The following is a 23,151-nucleotide window of genomic DNA, read 5'->3' on the forward strand; positions in this document are numbered from 1 at the left end:
ACGCTTTATCGGCGCCGCGCTTTGGCCGGGGCTACAAGGCAGCACGACGCGGTTTGTGCAGGCTCACAAAATCAGCCACTGCTGGGCATCAACTGCACGGCCAAGTAAAGCTCAACCAGGTCGTCTAGGCGGGTGATGTCCTTGCCTGTCAGCTCGGCGATGCGCTCCATGCGATAGCGCAAACTGTTGCGATGAATGCCCAAGGCGTCAGCGCAGGCCTGCGGCTGGCCGTTGTGTTCGCACCAACTGCGTAGCGTGCGCAACAGTTGGCCGTTGCCATCGCGGGCGACGATGTTGTGCAACGGCACCAACAGTTCGCTCAGGGTGTCTTCGGCGCGGTGGGTCCAGAGCAAGGTCGGCAGGCGGCAACGGGTCAGCGAAAGCAATTGCCGATACGGCTTGACCGCCTGCCCATACGCCAGCAATTCGGCGATGCGGTGGCAGCAGCGGCGCAACGCGTGCACGTCGCTGCAGGGCATGCCCGAGGCCATGCGTTGCAGTTTCCAGCCCTGGTTTTTCAAGCGGTCGGCAAACCGTGAGGGTTCGATGGCGACCGGGCAGCACCACAGCACCGTGTGGGGCGCCGGTGCGCTGCACCAACTGTCGGCGTACTGGCTGCGCAGCCAATCGGCGAGGTCGGCCGAGCTTTGGCCGTCGGCAATTTCGATCAGGTGTGGCGTGCGGCTCAACTGTGGCTTGAGCCCAAGCTGGTGGGCTTCGTCAATTAATCGTTGCGAGCCGCCGGTTTCGCCCAACATGACGGCCAGTAGGTCATCACAGCGGGTTTTACGCCATTGCTGTTCGGCCTGAATGCGGCTTTGGTCGACCAGCATTTCGGCGGTCATGCGCACCAGTTCGGCATACGTGCGCAGCGCCTGCGGGTCGCCGGAAATGCCCAGCACGCCGATCAATTGCTCGTCGTGCATCAGGGGCAAATTGATGCCGGGCTGCACGCCCTTGAGCGTGCGCGCGGCTTGTTCGTCCAGCTCGACGATCCGGTGGTTGGCGAGTACCAGTTGCGCACCTTCGTGGCGGGTATTAATGCGGTTCGGCTCGCCGCTGGCCAGAATCAATCCTTGGCTGTCCATCACGTTGACGTTGTAAGGAAGAATGGCCATCGCCCGGTCCACGATGTTTTGCGCCAATTGATGTGTGAGTTCGAACATGACCCTGGCCCTGAAAAAACAGTTGGGCAACCATACAACAACTGCTCGGGTCGAATTGTTCCAAGTGCCAAAGGCGCCAAGGTAGGTCGGCACGCGTGCGTAGATGAGCCGGCAAACTCACCGCGCTTTTGTGCGAGCACACAGAAATTTGTCGGCAAATGGGTGCAAACCCCCAAAGCCCGGTTACGTCCAAATCACTAAGCTCGAGACGCGCTTAGCACTGGCGTCCAGCAGACCTTGCATACAACAACAAAGCACAGAGGAATGATCCCATGCCTACCCCCTCGATTCGCGATGTGGGCGACGTTGAAGGCGATCACGTCTACCGTCGCGTCACGCTGCACCTGATTCCTTTCCTGTTTATTTGCTACCTGTTCAACTACCTCGACCGCGTCAACGTGGGCTTTGCCAAGCTGCAAATGCTTGACGCCTTGAGCTTCAGCGAAACCGTGTACGGGTTTGGCGCCGGCATCTTCTTTATCGGGTATGTGCTCTGCGGTTTGCCCAGCAACCTGGCGCTGAGCCGCTTTGGGCCACGGCGCTGGATTGGTCTGATGATGATCACCTGGGGCGTGTTCTCTACCTGCCTGCTGTTTGTCACCACGCCCATTGAGTTCTACGTGCTGCGTTTTCTGACCGGCATGGCGGAAGCGGGCTTTTTCCCTGGCATCGTGCTGTACCTCTCGCGCTGGTACCCGAACCAGCGCCGTGGGCGAATCATGGCGTTGTTTATGTCGGCGATCCCGGTGTCGGGTCTACTCGGCGGGCCGTTCTCTGGCTGGATTCTCAATCACTTCGCCGCCGGCCAGGGCGGTTTGGCGGGTTGGCAGTGGATGTTCCTGATTCAAGGCGTGCCCACCGTATTGCTCGGCGCCTTGGCGTTTGTGCTGCTGTGCGACAACGCCGAAAGCGCGCGCTGGCTGTCGCCTGAACAACGCGCCCGCGTGGCGGCAGACATCGCATTCGACGACCGCAGCCGTCCTGTGCAAGCCAATGTGTCGGCGCTGTCGGTGCTGACCATGCCCTTCGTGTGGGTGCTTGGCTTTGTCTACTTCTGCATCCAAAGCGGCGTGTACGCGATCAACTTCTGGCTGCCCTCAATCATCAAAACCCTGGGCTTCAGCGATGCACTGGTGATCGGCTGGATCAGCGCGTTGCCGTACCTGATGGCGGGCATTTTCATGCTGCTGGTCGGCCGCTCGGCAGACCTACGCAACGAGCGGCGCTGGCATTTGGTTATACCGATGTGGATGGGTGCCATCGGCCTGGTGATCGCCGCTAACTTCGCTGCGGTGCCGGTCATCGCCATCCTGGGCCTGACCATCGCCACCATGGGCGCGCTCACCGGGCTGCCGATGTTCTGGCCGCTGCCCACGGCGTTCTTGAGCGCCAGCGTGGCGGTGGCAGCCTTAGCGCTGATCAACTCGATTGGTCAGATGGCGGGCTTTCTCAGCCCGTATATCGTCGGCTGGATCAAAGACCAGACCGGCTCCACCGATGCCGCGCTCTACAGCTTGGCAGCCTTGACGGTGGTGGGCAGTGTGGTTGCCTTGCGTGTTAGTCGGCCTGCCAAAGCGGCGGCTGCAACGGCGTAAGTGGTTAAAAGCGAGGCGAGCGATGCAATGTCGCTCGCCGAATCAGACGCCCCAGTCCGCGCTCGTTTCGTTTATTGCGTTTTTCGTTTGTTTCGAATAATCTTCCTCCGTGTTGTATTTGTTGCGATTCGGAGGCTTTGCCATGACCCACGCTGATGTACAAACCCCGTTGCCGCCAGCCGAGCGCGAAGTTGCCGCAGCCGTGCAAGGGCAGCGCACGCTCGCGGCTTATCTCGAAACCGGCCACGAGACCCAGCGCATCGAAATTTTCGACAAAGACGACAACGCCCACACGGTGGAACTGCCCACCTCGGCGCTGCGTTTGCTGGTCGATATTCTCGGTGAGCTGGCGTTGGGCAATGCGGTGAAGGTAGTGCCCATCCACGCCGAGCTAACCACCCAGGAAGCGGCTGACATGCTCAATGTGTCGCGCCCGCACCTGGTGAAGATGCTAGAGAATGGCGAGCTCAAGTTCACCAAAACCGGACGTCACCGCCGGGTGTTGTTCGCCGATCTCATGGCTTACAAAACCAAGCGTGACCAACTCAGTGCCGCCGCAATGGATGCGTTGGCCCAACAGGCGCAGGAGCTGCGTATGGGATATGAATGAGATGCTCACCGTTTACCGCAGTGTTTGATGCCAACGTTTAGCCGCGAGGCGGCTCACGAAAACACAAAATACTTACGCACAGTTTCCACCACCTCCCACGTGCCTTTCATGCCCGGCTCCACCACGAAAATGTCGCCCGCTTTGAGGTGAATCGGCGCCATGCCGTCGGGCGTGATGATGCAGTAGCCCTCTTGGAAATGGCAGTACTCCCATTTCACGTACTCCACACGCCATTTACCCGGTGTGCAGATCCACGTTCCCATGATTTTGCTGCCGTCATCGGAGGTGTATGCGTTGAGGTTCACCGTATGCGGGTCGCCCTCGATGCGCTCCCACTTGCAGGCATCCACAACGGGCATCGGTTGGGTTTCGCGCAATACGGTAATCGGTGGGTTGGCCACGGTCAGCTCCAGCGGTAGGGAAGAAGACACCACCCTAGAGCGCAATGCGCCGCAGGTATTGTCTGAGCAAGACATGCAGGTGTCTGTTCGCGCTGTAGCCGGAGGCACGGGCCAAGAAATAATTCAAAGCGGGGACTGCTCTGTGCCGCCAATAAATGCTAAATGGTGCGCCTGTCTTTCTGTCAGGTTAAAACCGGATGCCCACACTGCCGCCGCTTAGTGCCCGCGAGGTGTACCAATTGCTAAAAGACGTGGCCCTCGGCGTGCGGTCTATAAGTCGTTGCGGCGGGCCGGCTTGGCATGAGTTGGAATTCGGCGCGTTCACTGTGAGTGTGGAAAGCTGGCACCTCACCGTTTTCAACGAAAGCGGCGATTTGGACCATTGCGTAGGCTGCACCGCACCCGATGGCCGAACCGTCAACGAAGAGACCTGGGCCCGCTATGGCACCGACCCGATTCATCTGTTGAGCCGTTGGGAACGCGAACAACTGGAGCGCCAGTTGCGCCAGTGTTAAAGCGAACGGCGGCGTTACCGTCGGGCGGAACTGGCTCACGACCGTCATAAAGCAGCCTCTATATTGAGAGGGCTGCATCAGATTTTCACGCAACATTCCGGCACGCACAGCCGGTAAGCAAGGAGCATGGGAATGACCGAAACCATTCGGGTATTTGTGGGTTGCGATCCAAACGACTGCGACCTCGAGCAAATGATGGTGCTGGATTACAGCATCCGTAAGCACTGCTCGCAGCCGGTGGATATTCATTGGATGCAGCTGTCGCGCGACCCGCAGAGCTTTTGGTTTTCAGACCCGCAAGCGCAGCAGGGCTGGCGCACCGAAGCCTGGACTACGCCGTTTTCCGGCTTCCGTTGGGGCATTCCGGCTTTTTGCGATTACCAAGGCAAAGCCATTTACATGGACACCGACGTCATCGTGCTCTGCGACCTGGCGGAAATCTGGAACACGCCATTCGAGCCCGGCAAAGTCGTCATGGCCAAAGGGGGCGAGCAATCGTGGCGCTTCTGTGTATCGATGTGGGATTGCGCCGCCGCGCGCGATCATCTGCCGGCTATCGACGAGCTACGCAGCAAACCGGAAATCCACCAGCAGCTGAAAAAGTACTACAAGAAAAACCCGCAAGTGATTCAGCCGTTCGACACGCAATACAACAACATCGACGGTGAAAACTCGCCCATCGAACAGATCAAGATTCTTCACTACTCGGACATGGGCACTCAGTTTTCCCATGCACTGTCATTCGAGCGGTTGCAGCGCGAAGGCGGCACCCATTGGTTCGACGGAACTGTAATGCCGCATCCACGCCCGGACTTGCAGGTGCTGTTTGATCGCTACTACCAGCAGGCGCTGGAGGCCGGCTACAGCCTCGACACCTACCGCATGGCCAAGGTGTTCGGGCCATTCCCCAAGTACTCGCAAAAAACCTATACCGGCAACAAGGTCACGCGGCCCAAACATTGGTGGCAGCGCCTGGGATTGTTCAAAGCCTTGTCGCGCTCGTAATCAGGGTGGGCTTCGCAGTGAAGGCAGCCCAACGGTTCTCGACCCCAAACCTCGACCGGTGCCGGTTGCTGAACGGCGCGTCTGCTAAATTCAGATGCGCGCCCGTCGTGTGGCGCAGTGATGAGGGAAATGCCAATGTTCGGGTTCATCGGCGAGTTGCTTGAAGGGATTCTGAGTTTTCTGGCGGATGTGTTTCTGCTACGAAAACACCGCGACATTCACGGCCGCCCCCGCAACAGCTGGAAGAAAGACGCCACCGACGTGGCTCACCTTGAGGGGTGGATCGCGCCGCTGCTCACAGTGCTCGGCGTCGCCGCATTCTTCTTCCTGTTTTCCTTCATCGGGCTCAGCTTCACGCTGAGCTTTTTTATTGCCGTGGTTCCTGTTGCCTTTTACGGCGCGTATCGGCTGGTGCGTCTGATGAATGCGTGAGCGGCGAGGGCGTGATTAGCGCTGATGCTCACGCCCTTGGCCGCCCAACAAACCACTCAAATTTCCATGCCCGTGACCGCGCTCGCGGTCCGCTTTGGCGCCTCGGCGCAGCCACAAGCGCTCGTGAAAATAGAACGCTACGGTGTTGCAGGCCGGCTCGATCAAGGCGATCAGCCCACCGGTCAACACGCTTCCGGTTAACAGGTACGCCACTGTGAACGCGATGCTGAAATGCAGCACCGCGAAGGACAGGGTTTTTGCCAACGGCGCTTGAGTGTCGCGCGGTGCGCAACAGCCGTGCTGGAAAATGGATTTCATCGTTTGGCTTCCAGCCCTGGCGCTTCGGAGCGATCCAGGAACGCCTGCGTCAACTCGTCCAAATGCTCTCTGAGCCAATCGGCCATGGCGATTTCCTGCGGCAGAATTTTCTCGCAGGCCTGTTGCACTTCTTTCGCTCCGGTAGCTTTGGCGGCGGCGATAAGCACCGTGTACGTGGCAATTTCCAGGTTCTCGAATACATAGCCGGACATTGCGCCCTTGATCACCTCATCGCTCATGGCCATGCCGCCCACCGCTTGCCCGAACGCCATCAACTTGCCGCCGATGTCTTTAAGCGTCGACGCTTCGCCGCCCAGGCTTTTCAGCGCCTCTTCGAGCAGCTGTTTTTGGCCTCGGGTTTCTTCGATGTGTTTTTCGATGCGGGTGCGCAGTTTCGGGTAATTCTCCAAGCGCGACGCTTGCGCGGTCAGCATCTGTTCGGCTTGTTGTTCCATGGCGTGTGCGTCGCGCAGCCAGTCCAAAAGATTTTCCAGTTTTGTCGCCATTTTCCACTCTCCTGAAGTGATCCGGTTTAGGTCAGTCCTTACTTGGGAGCGTGGCATTTTCGCGTCGGTTCAAATTCTTTATGCCGTACTCGAAAAACGCTGAACAAGCGAAGCGGCGCGGGTTTGCGGGGTTTTACAAGCGAGCCGTACAACGAAAAAAACTGCCTGAACCTTCTTCGCGCCACTCCCCTCATTTACGTCATGGGCAATGAAAACGTCCCATGCCAAGGAGCAATGGAAATGGACTGAACACGTTAACCGTGAGAGGAAAAAACACCATGTTCGTACACAACAAGCGGCTGCAATATACGGTGCGCGTCGGTGCACCGAATCCAGGTTTGGCCAACCTGCTGCTGGAACAATTTGGGGGGCCGCAAGGCGAGCTGGCAGCCGCAATGCGTTACTTCACACAAGGCTTGGCCGAGGACGATGCAGGGCGCAAAGACTTGCTGCTGGACATCGCCACCGAAGAGCTCAGCCACCTTGAAATCATCGGTTCCATCGTCGGCATGCTCAACAAAGGCGCCAAGGGCGATCTGGCCGAAGGCATCGAACAGGAAGCCGAGTTGTACCGCTCGCTAACCGGCGGCGGCAACGACTCCCATATCACCTCGCTGCTGTACGGCGGTGGCCCGGCGCTGACCAACTCGGCCGGCGTGCCCTGGACCGCTGCGTACATCGACACCATTGGCGAGCCCACCGCCGATTTCCGCTCCAACATCGCCGCCGAAGCGCGGGCGAAAATTGTGTATGAACGGCTGATTAACGTCACCGATGACCCCGGCATCAAAGATGCGCTGGGCTTTCTGATGACCCGCGAACTGGCGCACCAGAAGTCATTCGAAAAAGCCCTGCACAGCATCCAGCCCAACTTCCCGCAAGGGAAACTGCCGGGCGTGCCGGAGTACGTCAGCGTTTACTACAACCTGTCGCAAGGCGAAGGCGACCAGCGCGGTTCGTGGAACCAGGGCGATGAGTGGGAATTCGTCGAGTCGCCAGCACCGGCCGTTGATGGCGGCGATGGTATGGCCACGGTGGATCTGCCTACCAAGCAGCTCACCACGCTTGAGCAGATGGCGGTGCGCACGGCATCAGACTCATCGGCCGACCCGCTCACCGGTGCCGATCTGGGCATGGGCGCGGCCTACAAAAAAGACAGTTGACTGTGTCGAGGCCCACGGTTGACGTGGGCCTTTTTTTTGCGCGCTGCATGGCTGACGACGCCTGCATTTCGCGCGTGCCAACGCCAAACCAAACGGGCGACGGATGGCGTGTTCGATCGGTTGAACTACCTCGAACAACGCTCAATCCATTTTTCGAATGGCCATTTTTTAAGCGAAACGGCGGTGCCAGAGCGTTGCGCACACGCATGGACCGCGGCACGGAGATGGAAATTATGAGCTGGGCAGGACCCTCGCAGCAGCCAATTGGCAAATCGCCTCACCCGCATATCGCGACCGAACCGGTCGTGGTTTTCGACCCACTCATACCCACGCTGTTGTGCCTTTCGCACTTGCGCTGGAGCTTCGTCTACCAGCGTCCGCAGCACCTGATGTCGCGGTTCGCCCGCGAGTACAACGTGCTGTTTTTTGAAGAGCCGGTACCCACCGATGAAGTCTCGCCGTGGCTCGAAGTGCGGCCAGACGAGGAGGGCGTGCAAGTGCTGGTGCCGCGTCTGCCGGCCGGGCTGGATGAACAGCGCACCCACACCGCGCTGCGTTACCTGCTCGACGACTACCTCGGCAAGCTGGGCGTCGAAGACCTGCTGGTCTGGTACTACACGCCGATGAGCCTGAGCTTTGCCTACCACCTCAACGCCAACGTCGTGGTCTACGACTGCATGGACGAGCTCTCGGCATTTCGTGGTGCGCCGCCCGAACTGGTCGAGCGCGAACAGCAATTGCTCGAGCGTGCCGACGTGGTATTCACCGGCGGCTTCAGCATCTGGAAAGCCAAACACACCTTGCACCCGAACGTGCATGCCTTTCCCAGCAGTGTCGACGTGGCGCATTTCGCCGCCGCGCGCAAATTCCAGAACAACCCGCCAGACCAGGCCGGCCTGGGCGCGCCACGCCTCGGTTTCTACGGCGTGATCGACGAGCGCTTCGACATCGACCTGCTCGACCAAATCGCCGCGCTGCGTCCCGACTGGCAGTTCGTGATGATCGGCCCGGTGGTGAAAATCGACCCGGCATCCCTGCCCAAGCGCGACAACATTCATTACCTGGGCGGCAAAACCTACGACGAACTGCCGGGCTACCTGGCCGGTTGGAACGTCGCCCTGATGCCGTTCGCCATGAACGAATCCACGCGATTTATCAGCCCGACCAAAACCCCTGAGTACCTGGCCGGCGGCTGCCCTGTGGTGTCCACGCCGATTGCCGATGTGGTCAGCGGCTACGGCGACAGCGGCGTGGTGCTAATCGCCGCCACGGCTGAAGAGTTTGTCGCGGCCTGTGAGAAGGCGCTGGAAATCGGCGCCGACCGCGAGACGTTTTTAACCGATGCCGACCGTGTGCTCGGCGACATGTCTTGGGATCACACCCAGGCGACCATGCAGGAGATGATCAAATGCCTTCGTTGATTCCCGAGAGCTTTCTGGCCCTACCCAGCAATGATGACGCCACCGAGCCGCGCCGCCATGGTTTCGATTACCTGATTGTCGGCGCTGGTTTTGCCGGCAGCGTGCTCGCCGAACGCCTGGCCGCAGGCTTGGGCAAGCGCGTGCTGGTGGTGGACCGCCGCCCGCATATCGGCGGCAACGCCTACGACCATTACGACGAAGCGGGCGTGCTGGTGCACCGCTACGGGCCGCATATTTTTCACACCAACTCGCAGCGCATCGTCGACTACCTGTCGCGCTTTACTCAGTGGCGTCCCTACGAGCATCGTGTGCTGGCGGCGGTGGATGGCAAACAGGTGCCCATACCGATCAACCGCACCACGCTTAATGCCTTGTATGGCCTGAGCCTGGAAACCGATGAACAGGCGGCGGAGTACCTGGCCGGCCGCGCCGAGCGTGTCGAAGACATTCGCACCAGCGAAGACGTGGTGATCAACCAGATCGGTCGCGAGCTGTACGAAAAATTCTTCCGTGGCTACACCCGCAAGCAGTGGGGCCTGGACCCCTCGCAGCTGGATAAATCGGTGACCGCCCGCATTCCCACGCGTACCAACACCGACGACCGCTACTTCGGCGACACCTTCCAGCAAATGCCGCTGCACGGTTACACCCGCATGTTCGAGCGCATGCTTAACCACCCGAACATCAAAGTCATGCTCAACACCGACTACCGCGAAGTGCGTGACGAAGTGGAATACGACCACCTGATTTTCTGCGGCCCGATCGACGAATACTTCGACTTCCGCTTTGGCAAGCTGCCGTATCGGTCGCTGACCTTCGAACACAAAACCCTCGACCAAGAATGCTTCCAGGCCGTGGGCACGGTTAACTACCCGGCCGAAGATGTGCTGTACACGCGCATCAGCGAATACAAACACCTGACCGGCCAACAGCACGCGAAAACCAGCGTCACCTATGAATACCCATCCGCCGACGGCGATCCTTACTACCCTATCCCGTGTCAGAAAAACACCGAGCTGTACAAGCGCTACCAACGCTTGGCGGCCGAGACACCGGGCGTGACTTTTGTGGGGCGGCTCGGCACCTACAAGTACTACAACATGGATCAAGTGGTGGGCCAGGCATTGGCGTTGTATCAGCGGATCGAGGAAGCCCATCGCGAGGCGGCCGCCCGTGCGCGCGCCGAGCAGAGCGAACCGCTGGCCCAGCAGGTGCGATGAGGACGGACGATGCATGTACCTTCGCTGTTCAGCAGTTTTTTTCTCGGCGGTTTTGAATGCTCCACCCACCGGCGCCAGGACGGGCGCCGGCTCGATCTGTTGCACGGCACCGGCCACGACCGCTGGGCGTCCCACGATTTTGCCGCGCTGCAACCACACGGCATTCGCAGCGTGCGTGATGGGTTGCGCTGGCACCTGATCGAAACCACGCCGGGGCACTACGACTGGTCGAGTTTCCTGCCGCAGCTCAAGGCCGCGAACGAGGCGGGCGTACAGGTGATCTGGGATCTGTGCCACTACGGTTGGCCCGATGATATCGACATTTGGCGCCCGCAGTTTGTCGAGCGTTTCGCTCGGTTTGCGGCAGCGGCCGCACGGCTGATCCGCGAACACAGCGACGCGATACCGTTTTATTCACCGCTCAACGAAATGTCGTTCTGGTCGTGGGCTGGCGGCGAAGTGGCGTACTTCGCGCCGTTGGGTCAGGGCCGTGGCGATGAGCTGAAACATCAACTGGTGCGCGCCAGCATCGCCGCCATCGAAGCCATTCGGGAAGTGGAACCGCGAGCGCGCTTCGTGCAAGTCGACCCGATTATTCACGTGGTGCCCCGAGGCAGCAGCGCCGCCGAGCAGGAAGACGCCGAGCGCTATCGACTCTCGCAGTTCCAGGCCTGGGACATGCTCGCCGGTAAGCAGTGGCCGGGGCTCGGCGGCAAACCCGAGTACCTGGACATCGTTGGGGTGAATTTCTACAACAACAACCAGTGGTTCGCTGGCGGCGGCACCCTGTGGCGTGGCGAACCCTTGTATCGCCCGTTCAGCGGCATGCTGGCCGAGGTCTACCAGCGTTATCGGCGGCCCTTACTGGTGGCCGAAACCGGCGCCGAAGGCGACTTGCGCGCCGATTGGCTGCGCTACGTGTGTGAGCAGGTGCGCCTGGCCATGCAACGCGGCATTCCCATGGAGGGCATCTGTTTGTACCCGGTACTCGACTACCCCGGCTGGACCGACGACCGCCACTGCGAAGTAGGCCTGTTCGGATTTGCCAACGAGCAGGGCCAGCGCCCGTTGTGTCAGCCGCTGGCCGATGAGCTGCACTTTCAACAGGCCCAGTTCGCTGCCTTGCAGCGCCAGTTAGTGGAGCACGCATGAGCCGCCGACCTGTCGCCGACGAGGTGCCGTTACCGGGGCGCCCGGTCGCGTTTCTCGCCCACTACGTGCGCCGCCGCCCTTGGCATTTCGGCGGTATGTTCCTGTTGATTGTTGGCGCGGGCAGCTGCGCGGTGGCGGTGCAATACGGCATGAAACTGCTGGTGGACGCCATGGCCACCAGCGACCGCCAGCACGCCGATGTGTGGTTTCCACTGAGCGTGTTTATTGGCCTGATCGTGATCGAAAACGTGTTCTGGCGCCTCGGCGGCTGGCTGGGTTGTCGAACGGTGGTGGCCAGTTGCGTGGACCTGCGCGTCGACCTGTTCCGCCACCTCACCGGCCACCCCATGCGCTATTTCGCCCGGCACTACGCGGGCGCGCTGGGCAATCGCATATCGGCCACCGGCCAGGCAGCGGGGGCCATCTATGGCGGGCTGGCCTGGAAGATCATGCCGCCGTGTGTCGACTTCGCGGGCGCCGTGCTGGTGCTGTTCACCGTGCATTGGCAAATGGCCTGGGCGCTGATCGGGTTTGTCGCGGTAGTGGGCGTATTGATCGTGTCGTTCGGCATTCGTGGCCGCAGCAAACACCAACGCTTTGCTGCCCAGGCGGCGCGGGTCGGTGGCGAACTGGTGGACGTCGTGTCCAACGTCTGGACCATCAAAGCCTTCTCCGCCCGCGACCGAGAAGCACAGCGCCTGGCCGAAGAAATCGGCCTGGAAGCCCGGGCCCAACGCCGCAGCTGGATGTACCTGGAAAAGGCCCGCGTGATCCACGATATCTGCCTGTCGTTGATGGCCGGCGGCATGTTGATCTGGGCGATTAAACTGTGGCTGGCCGGCACGGTGACGGCGGGCGATGTGGTGATGGTCAGCGCCCTGACGTTCCGCATTTTGCATGGCTCGCGCGACCTGGCGCTGGCGCTGGTGGACACCACGCAACAACTGGGCGCCATCGACGATACCTTGCGCATCATCGTGCAGCCCCACGAACTCGACGATCCCGAGCCGCAACTGGCGTTGTCGCGCGGCGATATCGAATTCCGTCAGGTGACCTTCAGCTACCCGGATGGGCGTAAGGTTTTCGACGGCTTCGACCTGCATATTCCGGTGGGCCAGAAAGTCGGCATTGTCGGCCCCTCGGGCGCGGGCAAATCGACGCTTATCAGCTTGATTCAACGCCTCGACGATGTGCAGGGCGGAAGCGTGATGATCGACGGCCAAGACATCAGCGAAGTCAGCCAGGACAGCCTGCGCGCGCGCATGGCCGTGGTGCCGCAAGAAACCGCGCTGTTCAACCGCAGCATCCGCGAAAACATCCGCTATGGGCGGCCCGAAGCCACCGATGAAGAAGTCATCGATGCGGCGCGTCACGCCTTTTGCGATGCCTTTATCCGTGAATTGCCGCAGGGCTACGACACCCCCGTGGGCGAGCGCGGCGTGATGCTTTCCGGTGGTCAGCGCCAGCGTCTGGGCATCGCGCGCGCCTTTGTTAAAAACGCGCCGATCCTGATTCTGGATGAAGCCACCTCGGCGCTGGACACCCATTCCGAAGCGGAAATTCAGGCGGCGCTGGCCAACCTGATGCAGGGCCGCACCGTGTTGGCGGTGGCGCATCGATTGTCGACGCTGGCCAACTTCGACCGTGTGGTAGTGCTGGAAAAAGGCCGCATCGTTGAAGACGGACCCCCCGAACAATTGCGCCTGCTGGGCGGCACCTTCGCCGCCTTGTGGAGCATTCAGGCGGCGGGGTTCAGAGACGGAAAAGGTGAAGATACGCCAGTGCGACGTAGCGAGGGGTGAGCAGGCGGGCAACGTTTAACCCACACAACGCGCGAAGGGCTTGAGCGTCAGATTGCTGAATCGAGCGCAATAAAAAAAAAGGGCCTGAAAACCAGGCCCTTTTTCACGCAGCGGCAGCCTTAGCTACGTCCACCGCCGTGGCTGTTTTGTCCGCCTTTTTTTCCGGCCTCGGAGGCTTTTTGCCGGTCATTGGCAAAGCTGTTACCGCCGCTGGCCTGTCCGCCTTTCTTGCCCGAGTCGGACGTTTTTTGACGATCATTCGAGGTGCTCTTGCTGGTGTCTTTACTTGTCATTTTTCAACACTCCACGTTCGCTTCGAGGTGAAGGAGGCCGTTTCGCCCCCACATGAATTCTGGCTGCCAGCGCTTCGAAAGGTTCCGCTTATTTGTAAAATAAGCCATTGAAAAATAAAGAGATATTACTTTGATTGCGGGGCGATATCAGAGTGCTTCCGGATAGCGATTGGCACGATATCAGCGCGGTCCTGAGTGATCGCGCTGTCGCCACTGTGCAGTGCTCGCTACGCAGGAATGCTGAACGGGCGAAGCGGGTCAAAACGCCTGAACTATTGCGTCGTCCGTTGCGTCTGCTCCATTAACGGCACCGTTGACCTCGGAGCTGAAAAAAGGAGATGTGCCATGAGCGACAACCACGGCCGCGCGCCGGCTGACAAAACCGCCAATCCCCTCAATTCACCGCAAACGCAAACCCGGCAAACGCTGCCGGACGACGAGGCGGTTCTCCAACAGCCAAATCCGAAAACTGAGGACGTCGACAAGGTCATCACGCCGACCTCGATCAAGAACAAAGAACGTGACGCCGAGCAGCTCGAACAGAAGAACCGCGAAGTCGAGCGCGAGCTGAACAAGCGTCCCTGATTTACACGGCGCCTAGACAAGACGGATGACCTTCTATGGCCAAGGCACTCGACGAATACAACCGCAAGCGTGACTTCGACGCCACGCCCGAACCCAGCGGCGCCAAGCGTTCCGCGCGGAAAAAAAGCACCGAGCATGCGCTGCAGTTCTGCATTCAAAAACACGACGCCACGCGCCTGCACTACGACTTCCGCCTGGAGCTGCAAGGAACCCTGAAAAGCTGGGCGGTGCCCAAGGGGCCAAGCCTGGACCCGAAGGTCAAGCGTCTGGCTGTGCATGTCGAAGACCACCCGCTGGACTACGCCACCTTCGAGGGCAACATTCCCGAAGGGCACTACGGCGCCGGTGATGTGATCGTCTGGGACCGTGGCATCTGGAAGCCCGTCGGCGACCCCGTGGCCGGGTACGAGAAAGGCCGGCTCAAGTTTGAGCTTGAAGGCGAAAAACTCAGCGGCCAGTGGAACCTGGTGCGCACCCACATGCAGGGCGCGAAGGAACAGTGGTTTCTGATCAAGCATCAAGACGAAGCCGCCAAGCCTGAAGCCGACTACGACATCGTCCAAGCCCAGCCGGACAGCGTGCTCAGCGACCGCACCATCGTGCCGAAAAAGCGCGGCGCCAAGGGCAAAGCGGCTGAGCCGAAACCGGTGGCCAGCGAGCCGGCCAAGCCCAAGCGCGCGGCGTCGAAAAAAGCTGCCACCCTCAGCGGCGCCGTGAAAGCGGCGATGCCCGACACCATCAAACCGGAACTGGCGACGCTGGTGGAAACCCCGCCCAGCGGCGACTGGCGCTACGAAATCAAATTCGATGGCTACCGCATCCTCGCTCGCGTGCAGGATGGCGACGTGCGCCTGTACACCCGCAGCGGCCACGACTGGACCGCCAAGATGCCGCGCCAGGCCGAGGCCGTGGCCAGTCTGGGGCTGGAGTCGGCCTGGCTGGACGGCGAAATTATCGTCGCCAACGAACACGGCAACCCGGATTTCCAGGCGCTGCAAAACGCCTTTGAGAGCGGCGCCAGTGGCGCCATCGTCTATTACCTGTTCGACCTCATGTACCTCAACGGCATGGACCTGCGCGAGGTGCCAGTGGAACAGCGCCGCGCCGCCCTGGAGCAGGTGCTCGAACGCAGCGAAGACGAAGTGGTGCGCTTTTCCGCTGACTTCGAAGAATCCCCCGAGGCCATGCTCAACAGCGCCTGCCAAATGCAACTGGAAGGGCTGATCGGCAAGCGCGTGGGCAGTCGCTATGTGAGCCGGCGCAGCGATGACTGGATCAAGCTCAAGTGCAAACACCGGCAAGAGTTCGTCATCGTCGGCTTCACCGAGCCCAAAGGCAGCCGCAGCGCATTTGGTGCGTTGCTGCTGGGCCTGCATGACAAAGACAGCGGCGAGCTGCGCTACGCCGGCAAGGTTGGCACCGGCTTCAATGAGCGCACCCTGGCCACCGTTCACGCACAACTCAAACCCCTGGAAGTGAAAAAACCAGCGTTCGCCAACCCGCCAACCGGCTCCGAATTTCGCGGTGTGCACTGGCTGAAACCGGCGTTGCTGGCCGAGGTGGCGTTTGCCGAGATGACCCGCGACGGCTCCGTGCGCCACGCCGTATTCCACGGCCTGCGCAACGACAAACCGGCTGAACAGATCACCGAAGAAACCCCGAAAGCGCCGCCGGCCAAAGCCAAAAGCAAAAGCGCCGCTAAAGCTGAGCCAGAAACGAAGGCTGCGGCCAAGCCTAAAGCGCAAGCCAAGCCTAAAGCCAAGCTGGCCGTAACCAAGGGCAACGAGCAGATCCGCATCACCCACCCCGAGCGGGTAATCGACGCCACCAGCGGCTCCACCAAGATGCAGTTGGTCGAGTATTACGCCAGCGTCGCCGAATGGATTCTGCCGCACCTACTGCATCGCCCCGTGGCGCTGGTGCGGGCACCGGAAGGCATTGCCGGCGAATTGTTCTTTCAAAAGAACGCGGAAAAGCTGGCCATTCCCGGCATCGAATCGATGGGCAAGGAATTCGCCGGCCAGCCGGTGATGATGATCAACAACCCCGAAGCGCTGATTGGCGCCGTGCAAATGAGCACCATCGAACTGCACACCTGGAACGCCACGTCGGCCGACTTCCAGCACCCCGACCGCTTTGTGCTCGACCTCGACCCGGACCCGGCGCTGCCCTGGAAAGCCATGGTTGAAGCCACGCAGCTGACCCAGGCCTTGCTCGATGAACTGGGCTTGAAATCATTCTTGAAAACCAGCGGCGGCAAAGGCATTCACCTGGTGGTGCCGCTCAAGCCAAAAGACAGTTGGGAAGCGGTGAAAAACTTCAGTCAGCGCATCGTGCAGCACATGGCGCACCTGATGCCTGACCGTTTCTCAGCGGTGTCCGGGCCGAAGAATCGCATCGGTAAAATCTTCATCGACTACCTGCGCAACAGCCAGGGCGCGACCACCATCGGCGCCTACGCGGTGCGCACCCGTGAAGGCTTGCCGGTGTCGGTGCCGATTTACCGTGACGAAATTTTCGAGCTGAAAAGCGCCAACCAATGGACCATCCATAACCTGCACGAACGCCTCGGCGAGTTGGGCGATGACCCGTGGGAAGGCTATGGCAAGGTCAAGCAAACCATTACCGCGCAGATGCGCAAGCGTCTGGGCATGAAGTGACAGAGGCCGCTGCATGACTGACCACAGCCACGATTCGCTCCAACGCGAGCAGCATTTGCTCACCCGCCTGCTCGCCGCGCGCGGCCCTGGCGGCCAGGAAGACGAAGTGCGCGCCATCTGCCTGGAAGAACTGCAACGCCACTGCGACGACGTGTGGGTCGATTCGGCCGGCAACGTGCTCGGCGTGATTGGCGCAGCCGCCTGCGCCGGCGCTGCCCCTGAACATGGCGTGAGCGTGATGGCGCACATGGATGAAATCGCCATGGTGGTCAAACGAGTAGAGCCCGACGGCACCTTGCGCGTGATCGCCTTGGGCGGCGCCAACCCGGTGAACTTTGGCATGTGCCCGGTGGAAATCATGGCTGACGAGGACCTGCTGCCGGGCGTGTTGTCGTTTGGCTCGATGCACGAAACCAGCGGCTCTTTGCAAGGCAAAGACGTGCAAAGCGGCGCGGTGAAATGGGCCGATGTGCACGTGATCACCCGCCAATCGCCGCAAGCCTTGAAACGCCTCGGCGTGCGGCCCGGCGTGCGCGTGGTGCTGAGTAAACACTGGCGCACGCCCTGGCGGGTGAACGACTCCTTGGCTGCGCATTTTATGGACGACCGCGCCCCCGTGGCGGCCGTGCTGCAAGCGGCGCAAGCGCTGGCCGAGCGCCGGGGCGAGCTGACACGTCCGGTGTATTTCGTGTTCACCACCTTGGAAGAAGAGAGCAACGCGGGCGCCGCCTATGCCGCCGCCACCTTGGCGTGCGACGTGGCAATCGCCGTTGAAGTTGGCCCGGTGGTGGATGAATACGGCACCGCCTTGAGCGTGAACCCGATCATCAACACGGGCGATCAGAAGGGCTATTACACGCGCGCCGTCGCCACCGAACTGGCCCACGCCGCCGAGCGTTGTGGCTACACACCGCAGTTCGCCTTGCTGGTGGATTTTGCCTCCGACGCTAGCGCCGTGATGGCCCAGGGCATGGTGGCGCAAGCCGGTTGCCTGGCCATTCCCACCGAAAATACCCATGGCTACGAAATGGTCCTCGACGGCGCCATCACCGCATGCGCCGACACCCTGGTGGCCTACCTGACCGCGCCGGCTGCGTCATAAGCCCAGGTTTATTCGAAGCTCAGCACCTCGGCGCCCTTGGCCTGGAGCATGTCGGCGAAGTCCGGCAGCCTGGCCACGAAATCGGTCTCGAAGGCCAGGTAACGGTCCTGCGCAGGCACATAGCGCACCTCAGGTTTTACCCGCGGTATGTCGAGGCTGGTCAGCTTCACCACCTCGTGGCTGCGTTGATTCCACCACCACGCCAAGGTGTGGGTGCCGAACGTGTTGGAGCGGTATGTCCACAACCACCACTCGCCATGCCCCCGGCAAACCTGTAACTGCCCCTGGAACGTGCGCAGCGTGATGCTGTGCTTGGGCTGGGTGACGAGCATCCGCGTTTCCTGCTGCACCTCGGTGCCAAAGCCGTCCAGCAACGCCTTGCGCGCGGCGCCGCTCTGCACATTGAAGCGCCAGGCCTGCAACACGGTCTCCTGGTAACCGTTGTGCTCGGGATTCTGCCGATGACTTTCACTGAACAGCAGCACCTCGTCATCGCCTAAATAAGCGCTGGCGGCGCGAAGCTGATAGGCGGAGCAGGGCAGGGGTTGGCCTTGGCTGACCTGTTGCGTCTGCCGGTTCCAAACCCAGCAACCCGAACCGTTGTGCTGCATAAACAACAGGCGGCCCGGGCCGAACGACAGCAGGGTCAGCTCGTCCTCAAACTCGAAAATGACCTCGCTGCCAGTTGGCGTAATGCGCCACACGCGGGTCAGCGGGCTGGGCTCATACAGGCGCTGGCGTTCGAAGATTTCGCCTTCCACCACCAGGCCCGGTATTTCAAACCCCGGCCATTGCTCGCCGGCCGGGCCGAACGGCTGAATATCATCGCCACGGCGCAGCTCATACACATAGCGATCATCGTGGCTGTAATCGCCAGACACAACGCGGCGCTTCCACAGGCTGTGCTCGGCGCTGGCCTCCAGCAGCCGCAAGTCCGCGCCGTCGATGTCGTCGCTGCGGTTTTCCAGCATGTCCTGCTCAGTGGGCGGCCATTGGTTGTAATCGATTAGAAAGCACAGCCACTGGCCTTCGTCTTCTTCAGTGATGGCGGCGTAGCCATTGCTGAACTGCGACTCGTCGAAATACGTGGGCCCTGGGTACTCGTGGACCTCGTGCAACCACTTGAGCTTGATGCGTTTAGCTTTGGGCTTTTTCGCGGCGGGCGCGGGCGGCTCAATCAGGCACGGCGTCAGTTCTAAATCGCCGGGATGGCTTTCCCAGTGCTCGGCAAACGCCTGGCGCAGTGCAGTGGGCACGATCACTGGGCGGTAATCGTCGGCACCGGCGTCCAGGTTCCACAGGTCATACCCCTGCGCCGCTAACAAAGGCGCCAACGCATCCAGGCAGCGTTCCGGCATTTCATTGCAAAACTCATCGACCAAGGCTTCAAACGAAGGGCCGGCGAACAGCGGCAGGTCCGGGTAGTAATGCTGGAACAACGACAGCAACTCCCCGCCCGGGAGTTTCCAATCGATATGAATCAGCGGCTCGAAAGAGGGTTGCATGGCGCCGGCGTTCCTTGTGACGGTGTGGGCGGCATCTTAGAACAGGGCGGCTGTGGAGCGCTTGTAGAGGTGGCAAATAATGGAACGCGGTAGCCGAACAATCTCCTCGCACGCTAGCGGGAGAGGGGGGGGTGGCTGCGGACACAAAACAAGGCTTGCAGCTCGGCCCATGGCGATAAAGTCCGCGCTTATTTGCAGCATTAGTCGTTGTCGCTGTTGCGCTAGTAGAAACGGATTTGAAGCAAACGCAATTCCCGCAACGACAATCCATTATTCCGTCCAAGAAAAAAATCCGTTAATTGCGAACGTTACCGCTCCTAGATCCGCCCCGTCGCACAACTCCCTCGGCCACATCCGGTAGTTAGCACTGTCCATGCGCCGTACTTTCAACGTTCAAACATATAACGAACGAGACGCCCGGATGGGCAAGACATTCCGCTCTCTCATTCTATTGCCAGTTTGGTGGCGGAATCTGTTTCCCGCTCCCCCTTAAGCACTGCCGCCAAGAATATTTTGGCTAATCGCAACAAACGGAGAGCATCACCATGAGTGAAGGACATTTTATTGGTCAGGGTGATAGAACTACCTGTGGTGGGAAAGTTCTCGATGGCGATAGCAGGATCAATATGTTTGGTTTGCTTCATGCCTGCGCCGGTGATCGCGTTACTTGTGGGGTAGACGGAAAAATATACCGGATAGTTGGTGGCATTTCGCACATGGTGAGCCATGGAAGACTTATGGCTGGGACGCTAGATAGTCTGAGCAATTGCCCCTGCAGAGCTCGGTTGATTCCGTCGGTTTACACCGCCGTCTACCATAGCGAAAACACCGCCTTCTATCGGGGTGCCGAGGGTAGTAAAGCAAATTTTTCAGGCGCTACGACTGTATTAAAACGTTCGAAGCGGGTTAACAGAATTTTGCTTACTTACGGCGATGCACACACGCCCATTGATTCGGTCTCCCGGTTTTATACCGATTTGAATATCCGTGTTGAAACTTCTGGGTATCTTGACGGTGAGGTAGTTACCCTGAACGTTAGCGGAGTGATTAAAAAAGGTGCTGTCTGGAATTGTAGATGCTAGGGGGGTTGCTGTTTTTCCAAGCGCATTTTCAAGTGATCTTATTAACATGGAAGGCGAAGCGTAATGGGCAGTGTTGCGATCAGTTCTGGCGAGACATCTGTTGTTGTTAGGATCAACAGGCCTCGTTTTAGCACTTTATGGAGTTCTTATGCGGAGGTCGCTAATAAAGGGTCTGTTGATGTTTATAAGCTTGTTGGTGGAAGTGTGGAGGCGGCGAGGGCAGACAATCCTTCTGGCTATGCAAATGCGTGCGCTTTAAGATTAAGTCGAGCATTCAATTATGGAGGGTATTCAATTCCTAAAGGGATCATTGTAAAAGACACACCGATTTATCGATTAAAGGGCGCTGATCAACTTGCTTATATAATGAAGGTTTCAGACTTTGCTGCATTCCTTCGGCATAATTGGGGTAAGCCCGATCAGAGCAGTATCGATCTTATTGCAGGTAAGAAAGGCATTCTTGCAATGGAGATTAGCGGATGGGAAAACGCTTCCGGCCACGTAACCCTTTGGAATGGTAGCGAGACCGGTGACGGCTCTGACTACCACCGTCACGACAGTCATACCTACGATAATCCACAAGTCAAACTGCATGGAGTTATGTTCTGGGAGCTGAAAGGATAATGTATTCAAGACTTTATTTATTGTCGTTGCTGCTGTTTTCTTGGGGCGCTTTATCGAAGGGGGTTGACGTCGGCGCGGCCCGAATTATGCTCAAAGACTATGGTCTGGCCACTTGCGTATTAAGCCAGTTCGAAGAAAATTCTGCGATGCAAGCCGATATCGGCCGCGCCGTGGGCGCCTATTCCACTATGGGCAAGGGGGCACATTTGGTTATGCAAGACGAAGACACGCTGGAGGTCCTGCATGATCCCTATGTTGCAACCGCGGCATATATGCTTCACGCGTATAAAAATGTAGCTTTGGTCAGCAAATATACGAACGATAAAATTGTGTTTTGTAGTTGTCTCGATATATATAACTCCAAGGGTTTCGAAAGCTTTATAAAGTCCCAGGATCGATATTTGCCGAGGTGAATTTGTCAGTAAAGAAGTCAGGCCGCGTCGTAGAGTAAAGTGAGGCGCCGATCCTCGTGCTAGTCGTTAAGCGAAAAGCCAAGCGCAATGTTGCCGGTGGCCGCTGGGCGGGAGAGGGGCCTTTTGCGGCAAACGCAAACCCCTCACCCCCAGCCCCTCTCGCCTGTCCGGCCGACCTAGCGGGCAGAGGGGAGCCGAGCCGATCGCGGTGGCTGAACAATCCCCTCGCCCGCTCGCGGGAGAGGGTGCCCGAAGGGCGGGTGAGGGGCCTTTGGGAGCGAATGCAAAAGCCGCTTTTGTAGGAGCCACCTTGGTGGCGAACCCTGGAAAAGGAATTCTTGACCTTCGTTTGCAGGGTTCGCTAGCAAGCTAGCTCCTACGGGGCGGTGTGCTGGCTTGGAATTTGGATTTTGCAGGACCGGCGCATCGCGGCTAAAGCCGCTTCTACAGGTTGCTGTTGCTGTTGTGGGAGCGGCTTTAGCCGCGATTCCTGCAAACGCTGATCACCGCCGCAAACGCTTCAAAACCCCGCCCCCTGCAACGCCTGCTTCACATGCTCAATAAAATGCCGCGTCGCGGAGGAAATGCCTTTATGCGGCAACGTCAGGGCCCGCAGCGTCACCACGCCAACTGCTTCATTCGGGCACGCCAGTTCCAACCGCTGCGCGGCCAGTTCTGCCTGGCAGGTGTGCAGCGGCAAGTACGCCAGACCCAGCCCGGCACACGCGGCTTTCAGCGCGGTCTGCGCCGACTCCACTACCAGCGCCGGGTGGCTGATGCGGCGGGTGTCGTAGGCCAGTTGCCACGGGTCGGGCAGGGCGGCGCTGCCGGTGGTGATCAGTTGCTGGTCGTTCACGGTGGCCAGTTTCTTGGGGTGGCCCAGTTGTTTCATCAGCGCCGAGCTGGCGACGATGGCCATGTTCAGTTCGGCCAGTTCACGGGCAACCATGGAGCTGCTGGTGGTCGAAACGGCGCCGAGCGTCAGCGCCAGGTCGAGGCGTTTCACGCCCAGGTCTATCGGGCCGTCTTCCACGCTCAGGGCGAACTGCACTTCGGGGTGACGACGCTGGAAGCTGGCCATGGTCGCCAGTGCCCAGTCGGCCAGGGCGCTCGGCACGGCCAGTTTCAGCAAACCGCCGGGCAGGGTCGCCGATTCCTGGGCGCTGAGCAGCACGGCGTCGAGCGCGGCGACCATGTCCAGCGCGTGGCGGTAAACCTGCTCGCCGATGGTGGTCATGGTGCATAGCCGGGCGCTGCGGTTGAGCAGCTGCGCGTTGAGTTGACGTTCCAACTGCGCGATGCGCCGGCTCAAGCTCGATTTGCCGACGCCGGTTTGCTCGGCGGCGGCGGAAAAACCGCCCGCTTCGATCACGCACACGTACCAGTACAGGTCGCCCAGCAAATTGGCGTGGGTTACGGCCTTGGGTTGCTGCCTGAACAACGGTTGGTTGTCGGATTTCGCGAGCTTGGGCATGTTTCCCCCTGTGTTTGTTGCGCTATCGTAGCGGCCCCGCAAACCGCCCACCTTTGAATCCACGGGTGGGGCTTTTGAATGCGGGGACGCTGCCCAAATCAGGGCGA

General features: G+C 59.8%; 24 protein-coding genes. 16 read left to right on the plus strand and 8 right to left on the minus strand.

The features are described from left to right. Positions 1–71: 71 nt before the first annotated feature. Positions 72–1,166 (minus strand): sugar diacid recognition domain-containing protein, encoded by a 1,095-nt coding sequence (locus AC0IW7_RS11250; RefSeq protein WP_471817938.1) that lies wholly within the window; start codon positions 1,164–1,166, stop codon positions 72–74. A 272-nt stretch (positions 1,167–1,438) separates the two neighbouring features. On the opposite strand from AC0IW7_RS11250, the gene AC0IW7_RS11255 reads away from it, so the two are divergent. Continuing rightward, positions 1,439–2,761: an MFS transporter gene (locus tag AC0IW7_RS11255; RefSeq protein ID WP_471817940.1), complete on the plus strand. Its 1,323-nt coding sequence runs from the start codon at positions 1,439–1,441 to the stop codon at positions 2,759–2,761. 142 nt (positions 2,762–2,903) lie between these two features. Beyond that, the gene (locus AC0IW7_RS11260) at positions 2,904–3,371 is read left to right on the plus strand and encodes a helix-turn-helix domain-containing protein (RefSeq protein WP_471817942.1); all 468 of its coding nucleotides are present in this window, start codon (positions 2,904–2,906) and stop codon (positions 3,369–3,371) included. A 53-nt stretch (positions 3,372–3,424) separates the two neighbouring features. Here the strand turns inward: AC0IW7_RS11260 and AC0IW7_RS11265 are convergent, their stop codons facing one another. Further along, positions 3,425–3,730, minus strand: a complete 306-nt coding sequence (locus AC0IW7_RS11265; RefSeq protein ID WP_471818343.1) for a cupin domain-containing protein — start codon at positions 3,728–3,730, stop codon at positions 3,425–3,427. Positions 3,731–3,969: 239 nt separating this feature from the next. Between AC0IW7_RS11265 and AC0IW7_RS11270 the strand changes: the two genes are divergently transcribed. The 3 genes from AC0IW7_RS11270 (at position 3,970) to AC0IW7_RS11280 (ending at position 5,724) form a co-directional block, all read left to right on the plus strand. Further along, positions 3,970–4,287 (plus strand): DUF7693 family protein, encoded by a 318-nt coding sequence (locus AC0IW7_RS11270; RefSeq protein ID WP_471817944.1) that lies wholly within the window; start codon positions 3,970–3,972, stop codon positions 4,285–4,287. 132 nt (positions 4,288–4,419) lie between these two features. Next, positions 4,420–5,292 carry a glycosyltransferase gene (locus tag AC0IW7_RS11275; protein WP_463550174.1) on the plus strand — a complete coding sequence of 291 codons (873 nt, stop codon included), beginning with the start codon at positions 4,420–4,422 and terminating at the stop codon, positions 5,290–5,292. A gap of 135 nt (positions 5,293–5,427) precedes the next feature. After that, positions 5,428–5,724 carry a hypothetical protein gene (locus AC0IW7_RS11280; RefSeq protein ID WP_471817946.1) on the plus strand — a complete coding sequence of 99 codons (297 nt, stop codon included), beginning with the start codon at positions 5,428–5,430 and terminating at the stop codon, positions 5,722–5,724. A gap of 15 nt (positions 5,725–5,739) precedes the next feature. On the opposite strand, the gene AC0IW7_RS11285 is transcribed toward AC0IW7_RS11280, so the two are convergent. Both AC0IW7_RS11285 and AC0IW7_RS11290 read right to left on the minus strand, forming a co-directional pair. Further along, positions 5,740–6,042, minus strand: coding sequence for a DUF2061 domain-containing protein (locus tag AC0IW7_RS11285; protein WP_463550172.1), 303 nt, complete (start codon positions 6,040–6,042; stop codon positions 5,740–5,742). Then, positions 6,039–6,548, minus strand: coding sequence for a ferritin-like domain-containing protein (locus tag AC0IW7_RS11290; protein ID WP_471817948.1), 510 nt, complete (start codon positions 6,546–6,548; stop codon positions 6,039–6,041). The genes AC0IW7_RS11285 and AC0IW7_RS11290 overlap by 4 nt, the downstream gene beginning before the upstream one ends. A 278-nt stretch (positions 6,549–6,826) precedes the next feature. On the opposite strand from AC0IW7_RS11290, the gene AC0IW7_RS11295 reads away from it, so the two are divergent. The 5 genes from AC0IW7_RS11295 to AC0IW7_RS11315 all read left to right on the plus strand — a co-directional run bounded on the left by AC0IW7_RS11295 (position 6,827) and on the right by AC0IW7_RS11315 (position 13,306). Then, the gene (locus AC0IW7_RS11295) at positions 6,827–7,711 is read left to right on the plus strand and encodes a manganese catalase family protein (RefSeq protein ID WP_471817950.1); all 885 of its coding nucleotides are present in this window, start codon (positions 6,827–6,829) and stop codon (positions 7,709–7,711) included. 233 nt (positions 7,712–7,944) lie between these two features. After that, positions 7,945–9,132: a glycosyltransferase family 1 protein gene (locus tag AC0IW7_RS11300; RefSeq protein WP_471817952.1), complete on the plus strand. Its 1,188-nt coding sequence runs from the start codon at positions 7,945–7,947 to the stop codon at positions 9,130–9,132. Then, positions 9,120–10,352, plus strand: coding sequence for a UDP-galactopyranose mutase (gene glf, locus AC0IW7_RS11305; RefSeq protein ID WP_471817954.1), 1,233 nt, complete (start codon positions 9,120–9,122; stop codon positions 10,350–10,352). Before AC0IW7_RS11300 ends, glf begins: the two co-directional genes overlap by 13 nt. A 9-nt stretch (positions 10,353–10,361) precedes the next feature. Next, positions 10,362–11,504: a beta-glucosidase gene (locus AC0IW7_RS11310; RefSeq protein WP_471817956.1), complete on the plus strand. Its 1,143-nt coding sequence runs from the start codon at positions 10,362–10,364 to the stop codon at positions 11,502–11,504. Beyond that, entirely contained in the window at positions 11,501–13,306 is a 1,806-nt protein-coding gene (locus AC0IW7_RS11315; RefSeq protein ID WP_471817957.1) for an ABC transporter ATP-binding protein, read from the plus strand. The genes AC0IW7_RS11310 and AC0IW7_RS11315 overlap by 4 nt, the downstream gene beginning before the upstream one ends. Before the next feature lie 119 nt (positions 13,307–13,425). On the opposite strand, the gene AC0IW7_RS11320 is transcribed toward AC0IW7_RS11315, so the two are convergent. Next, positions 13,426–13,599 carry a con-10 family general stress protein gene (locus AC0IW7_RS11320; protein ID WP_471817958.1) on the minus strand — a complete coding sequence of 58 codons (174 nt, stop codon included), beginning with the start codon at positions 13,597–13,599 and terminating at the stop codon, positions 13,426–13,428. A gap of 345 nt (positions 13,600–13,944) precedes the next feature. Between AC0IW7_RS11320 and AC0IW7_RS11325 the strand changes: the two genes are divergently transcribed. From AC0IW7_RS11325 to AC0IW7_RS11335, 3 genes are read left to right on the plus strand one after another with little or no spacing between them, the layout of a single operon-like run. Further along, a complete protein-coding gene (locus AC0IW7_RS11325) occupies positions 13,945–14,184 on the plus strand; it encodes a hypothetical protein (RefSeq protein ID WP_471817960.1) in 240 nt (79 codons plus the stop codon). 35 nt (positions 14,185–14,219) lie between these two features. Then, positions 14,220–16,844 carry a DNA ligase D gene (gene ligD / locus AC0IW7_RS11330; RefSeq protein WP_471817962.1) on the plus strand — a complete coding sequence of 875 codons (2,625 nt, stop codon included), beginning with the start codon at positions 14,220–14,222 and terminating at the stop codon, positions 16,842–16,844. Positions 16,845–16,857: 13 nt separating this feature from the next. Continuing rightward, positions 16,858–17,946, plus strand: coding sequence for a M20/M25/M40 family metallo-hydrolase (locus AC0IW7_RS11335; RefSeq protein WP_471817964.1), 1,089 nt, complete (start codon positions 16,858–16,860; stop codon positions 17,944–17,946). Positions 17,947–17,954: 8 nt separating this feature from the next. Here AC0IW7_RS11335 and AC0IW7_RS11340 read toward each other — a convergent pair whose 3' ends face one another. Continuing rightward, positions 17,955–19,451 carry a hypothetical protein gene (locus AC0IW7_RS11340; RefSeq protein ID WP_471817966.1) on the minus strand — a complete coding sequence of 499 codons (1,497 nt, stop codon included), beginning with the start codon at positions 19,449–19,451 and terminating at the stop codon, positions 17,955–17,957. Between the two features lie 443 nt (positions 19,452–19,894). Then, on the minus strand, positions 19,895–20,179 hold the full coding sequence (locus AC0IW7_RS11345) for a hypothetical protein (RefSeq protein ID WP_471818356.1): 285 nt from the start codon (positions 20,177–20,179) through the stop codon (positions 19,895–19,897). Between AC0IW7_RS11345 and AC0IW7_RS11350 the strand changes: the two genes are divergently transcribed. The 3 genes from AC0IW7_RS11350 to AC0IW7_RS11360 all read left to right on the plus strand — a co-directional run bounded on the left by AC0IW7_RS11350 (position 20,078) and on the right by AC0IW7_RS11360 (position 21,570). Beyond that, entirely contained in the window at positions 20,078–20,533 is a 456-nt protein-coding gene (locus tag AC0IW7_RS11350; protein WP_471818345.1) for a PAAR domain-containing protein, read from the plus strand. The genes AC0IW7_RS11345 and AC0IW7_RS11350 overlap by 102 nt on opposite strands. Positions 20,534–20,596: 63 nt before the next feature. Continuing rightward, positions 20,597–21,157, plus strand: a complete 561-nt coding sequence (locus AC0IW7_RS11355; RefSeq protein WP_471817968.1) for a type VI secretion system amidase effector protein Tae4 — start codon at positions 20,597–20,599, stop codon at positions 21,155–21,157. A gap of 20 nt (positions 21,158–21,177) precedes the next feature. Further along, positions 21,178–21,570, plus strand: coding sequence for a hypothetical protein (locus AC0IW7_RS11360; protein ID WP_471817970.1), 393 nt, complete (start codon positions 21,178–21,180; stop codon positions 21,568–21,570). A gap of 520 nt (positions 21,571–22,090) precedes the next feature. Here AC0IW7_RS11360 and AC0IW7_RS11365 read toward each other — a convergent pair. Continuing rightward, entirely contained in the window at positions 22,091–23,044 is a 954-nt protein-coding gene (locus AC0IW7_RS11365) for a LysR family transcriptional regulator (protein ID WP_471817972.1), read from the minus strand. Between the last annotated feature and the right edge of the window lie 107 nt (positions 23,045–23,151).

The sequence above is a fragment of the Pseudomonas sp. AC229 genome, assembly GCF_979254655.1.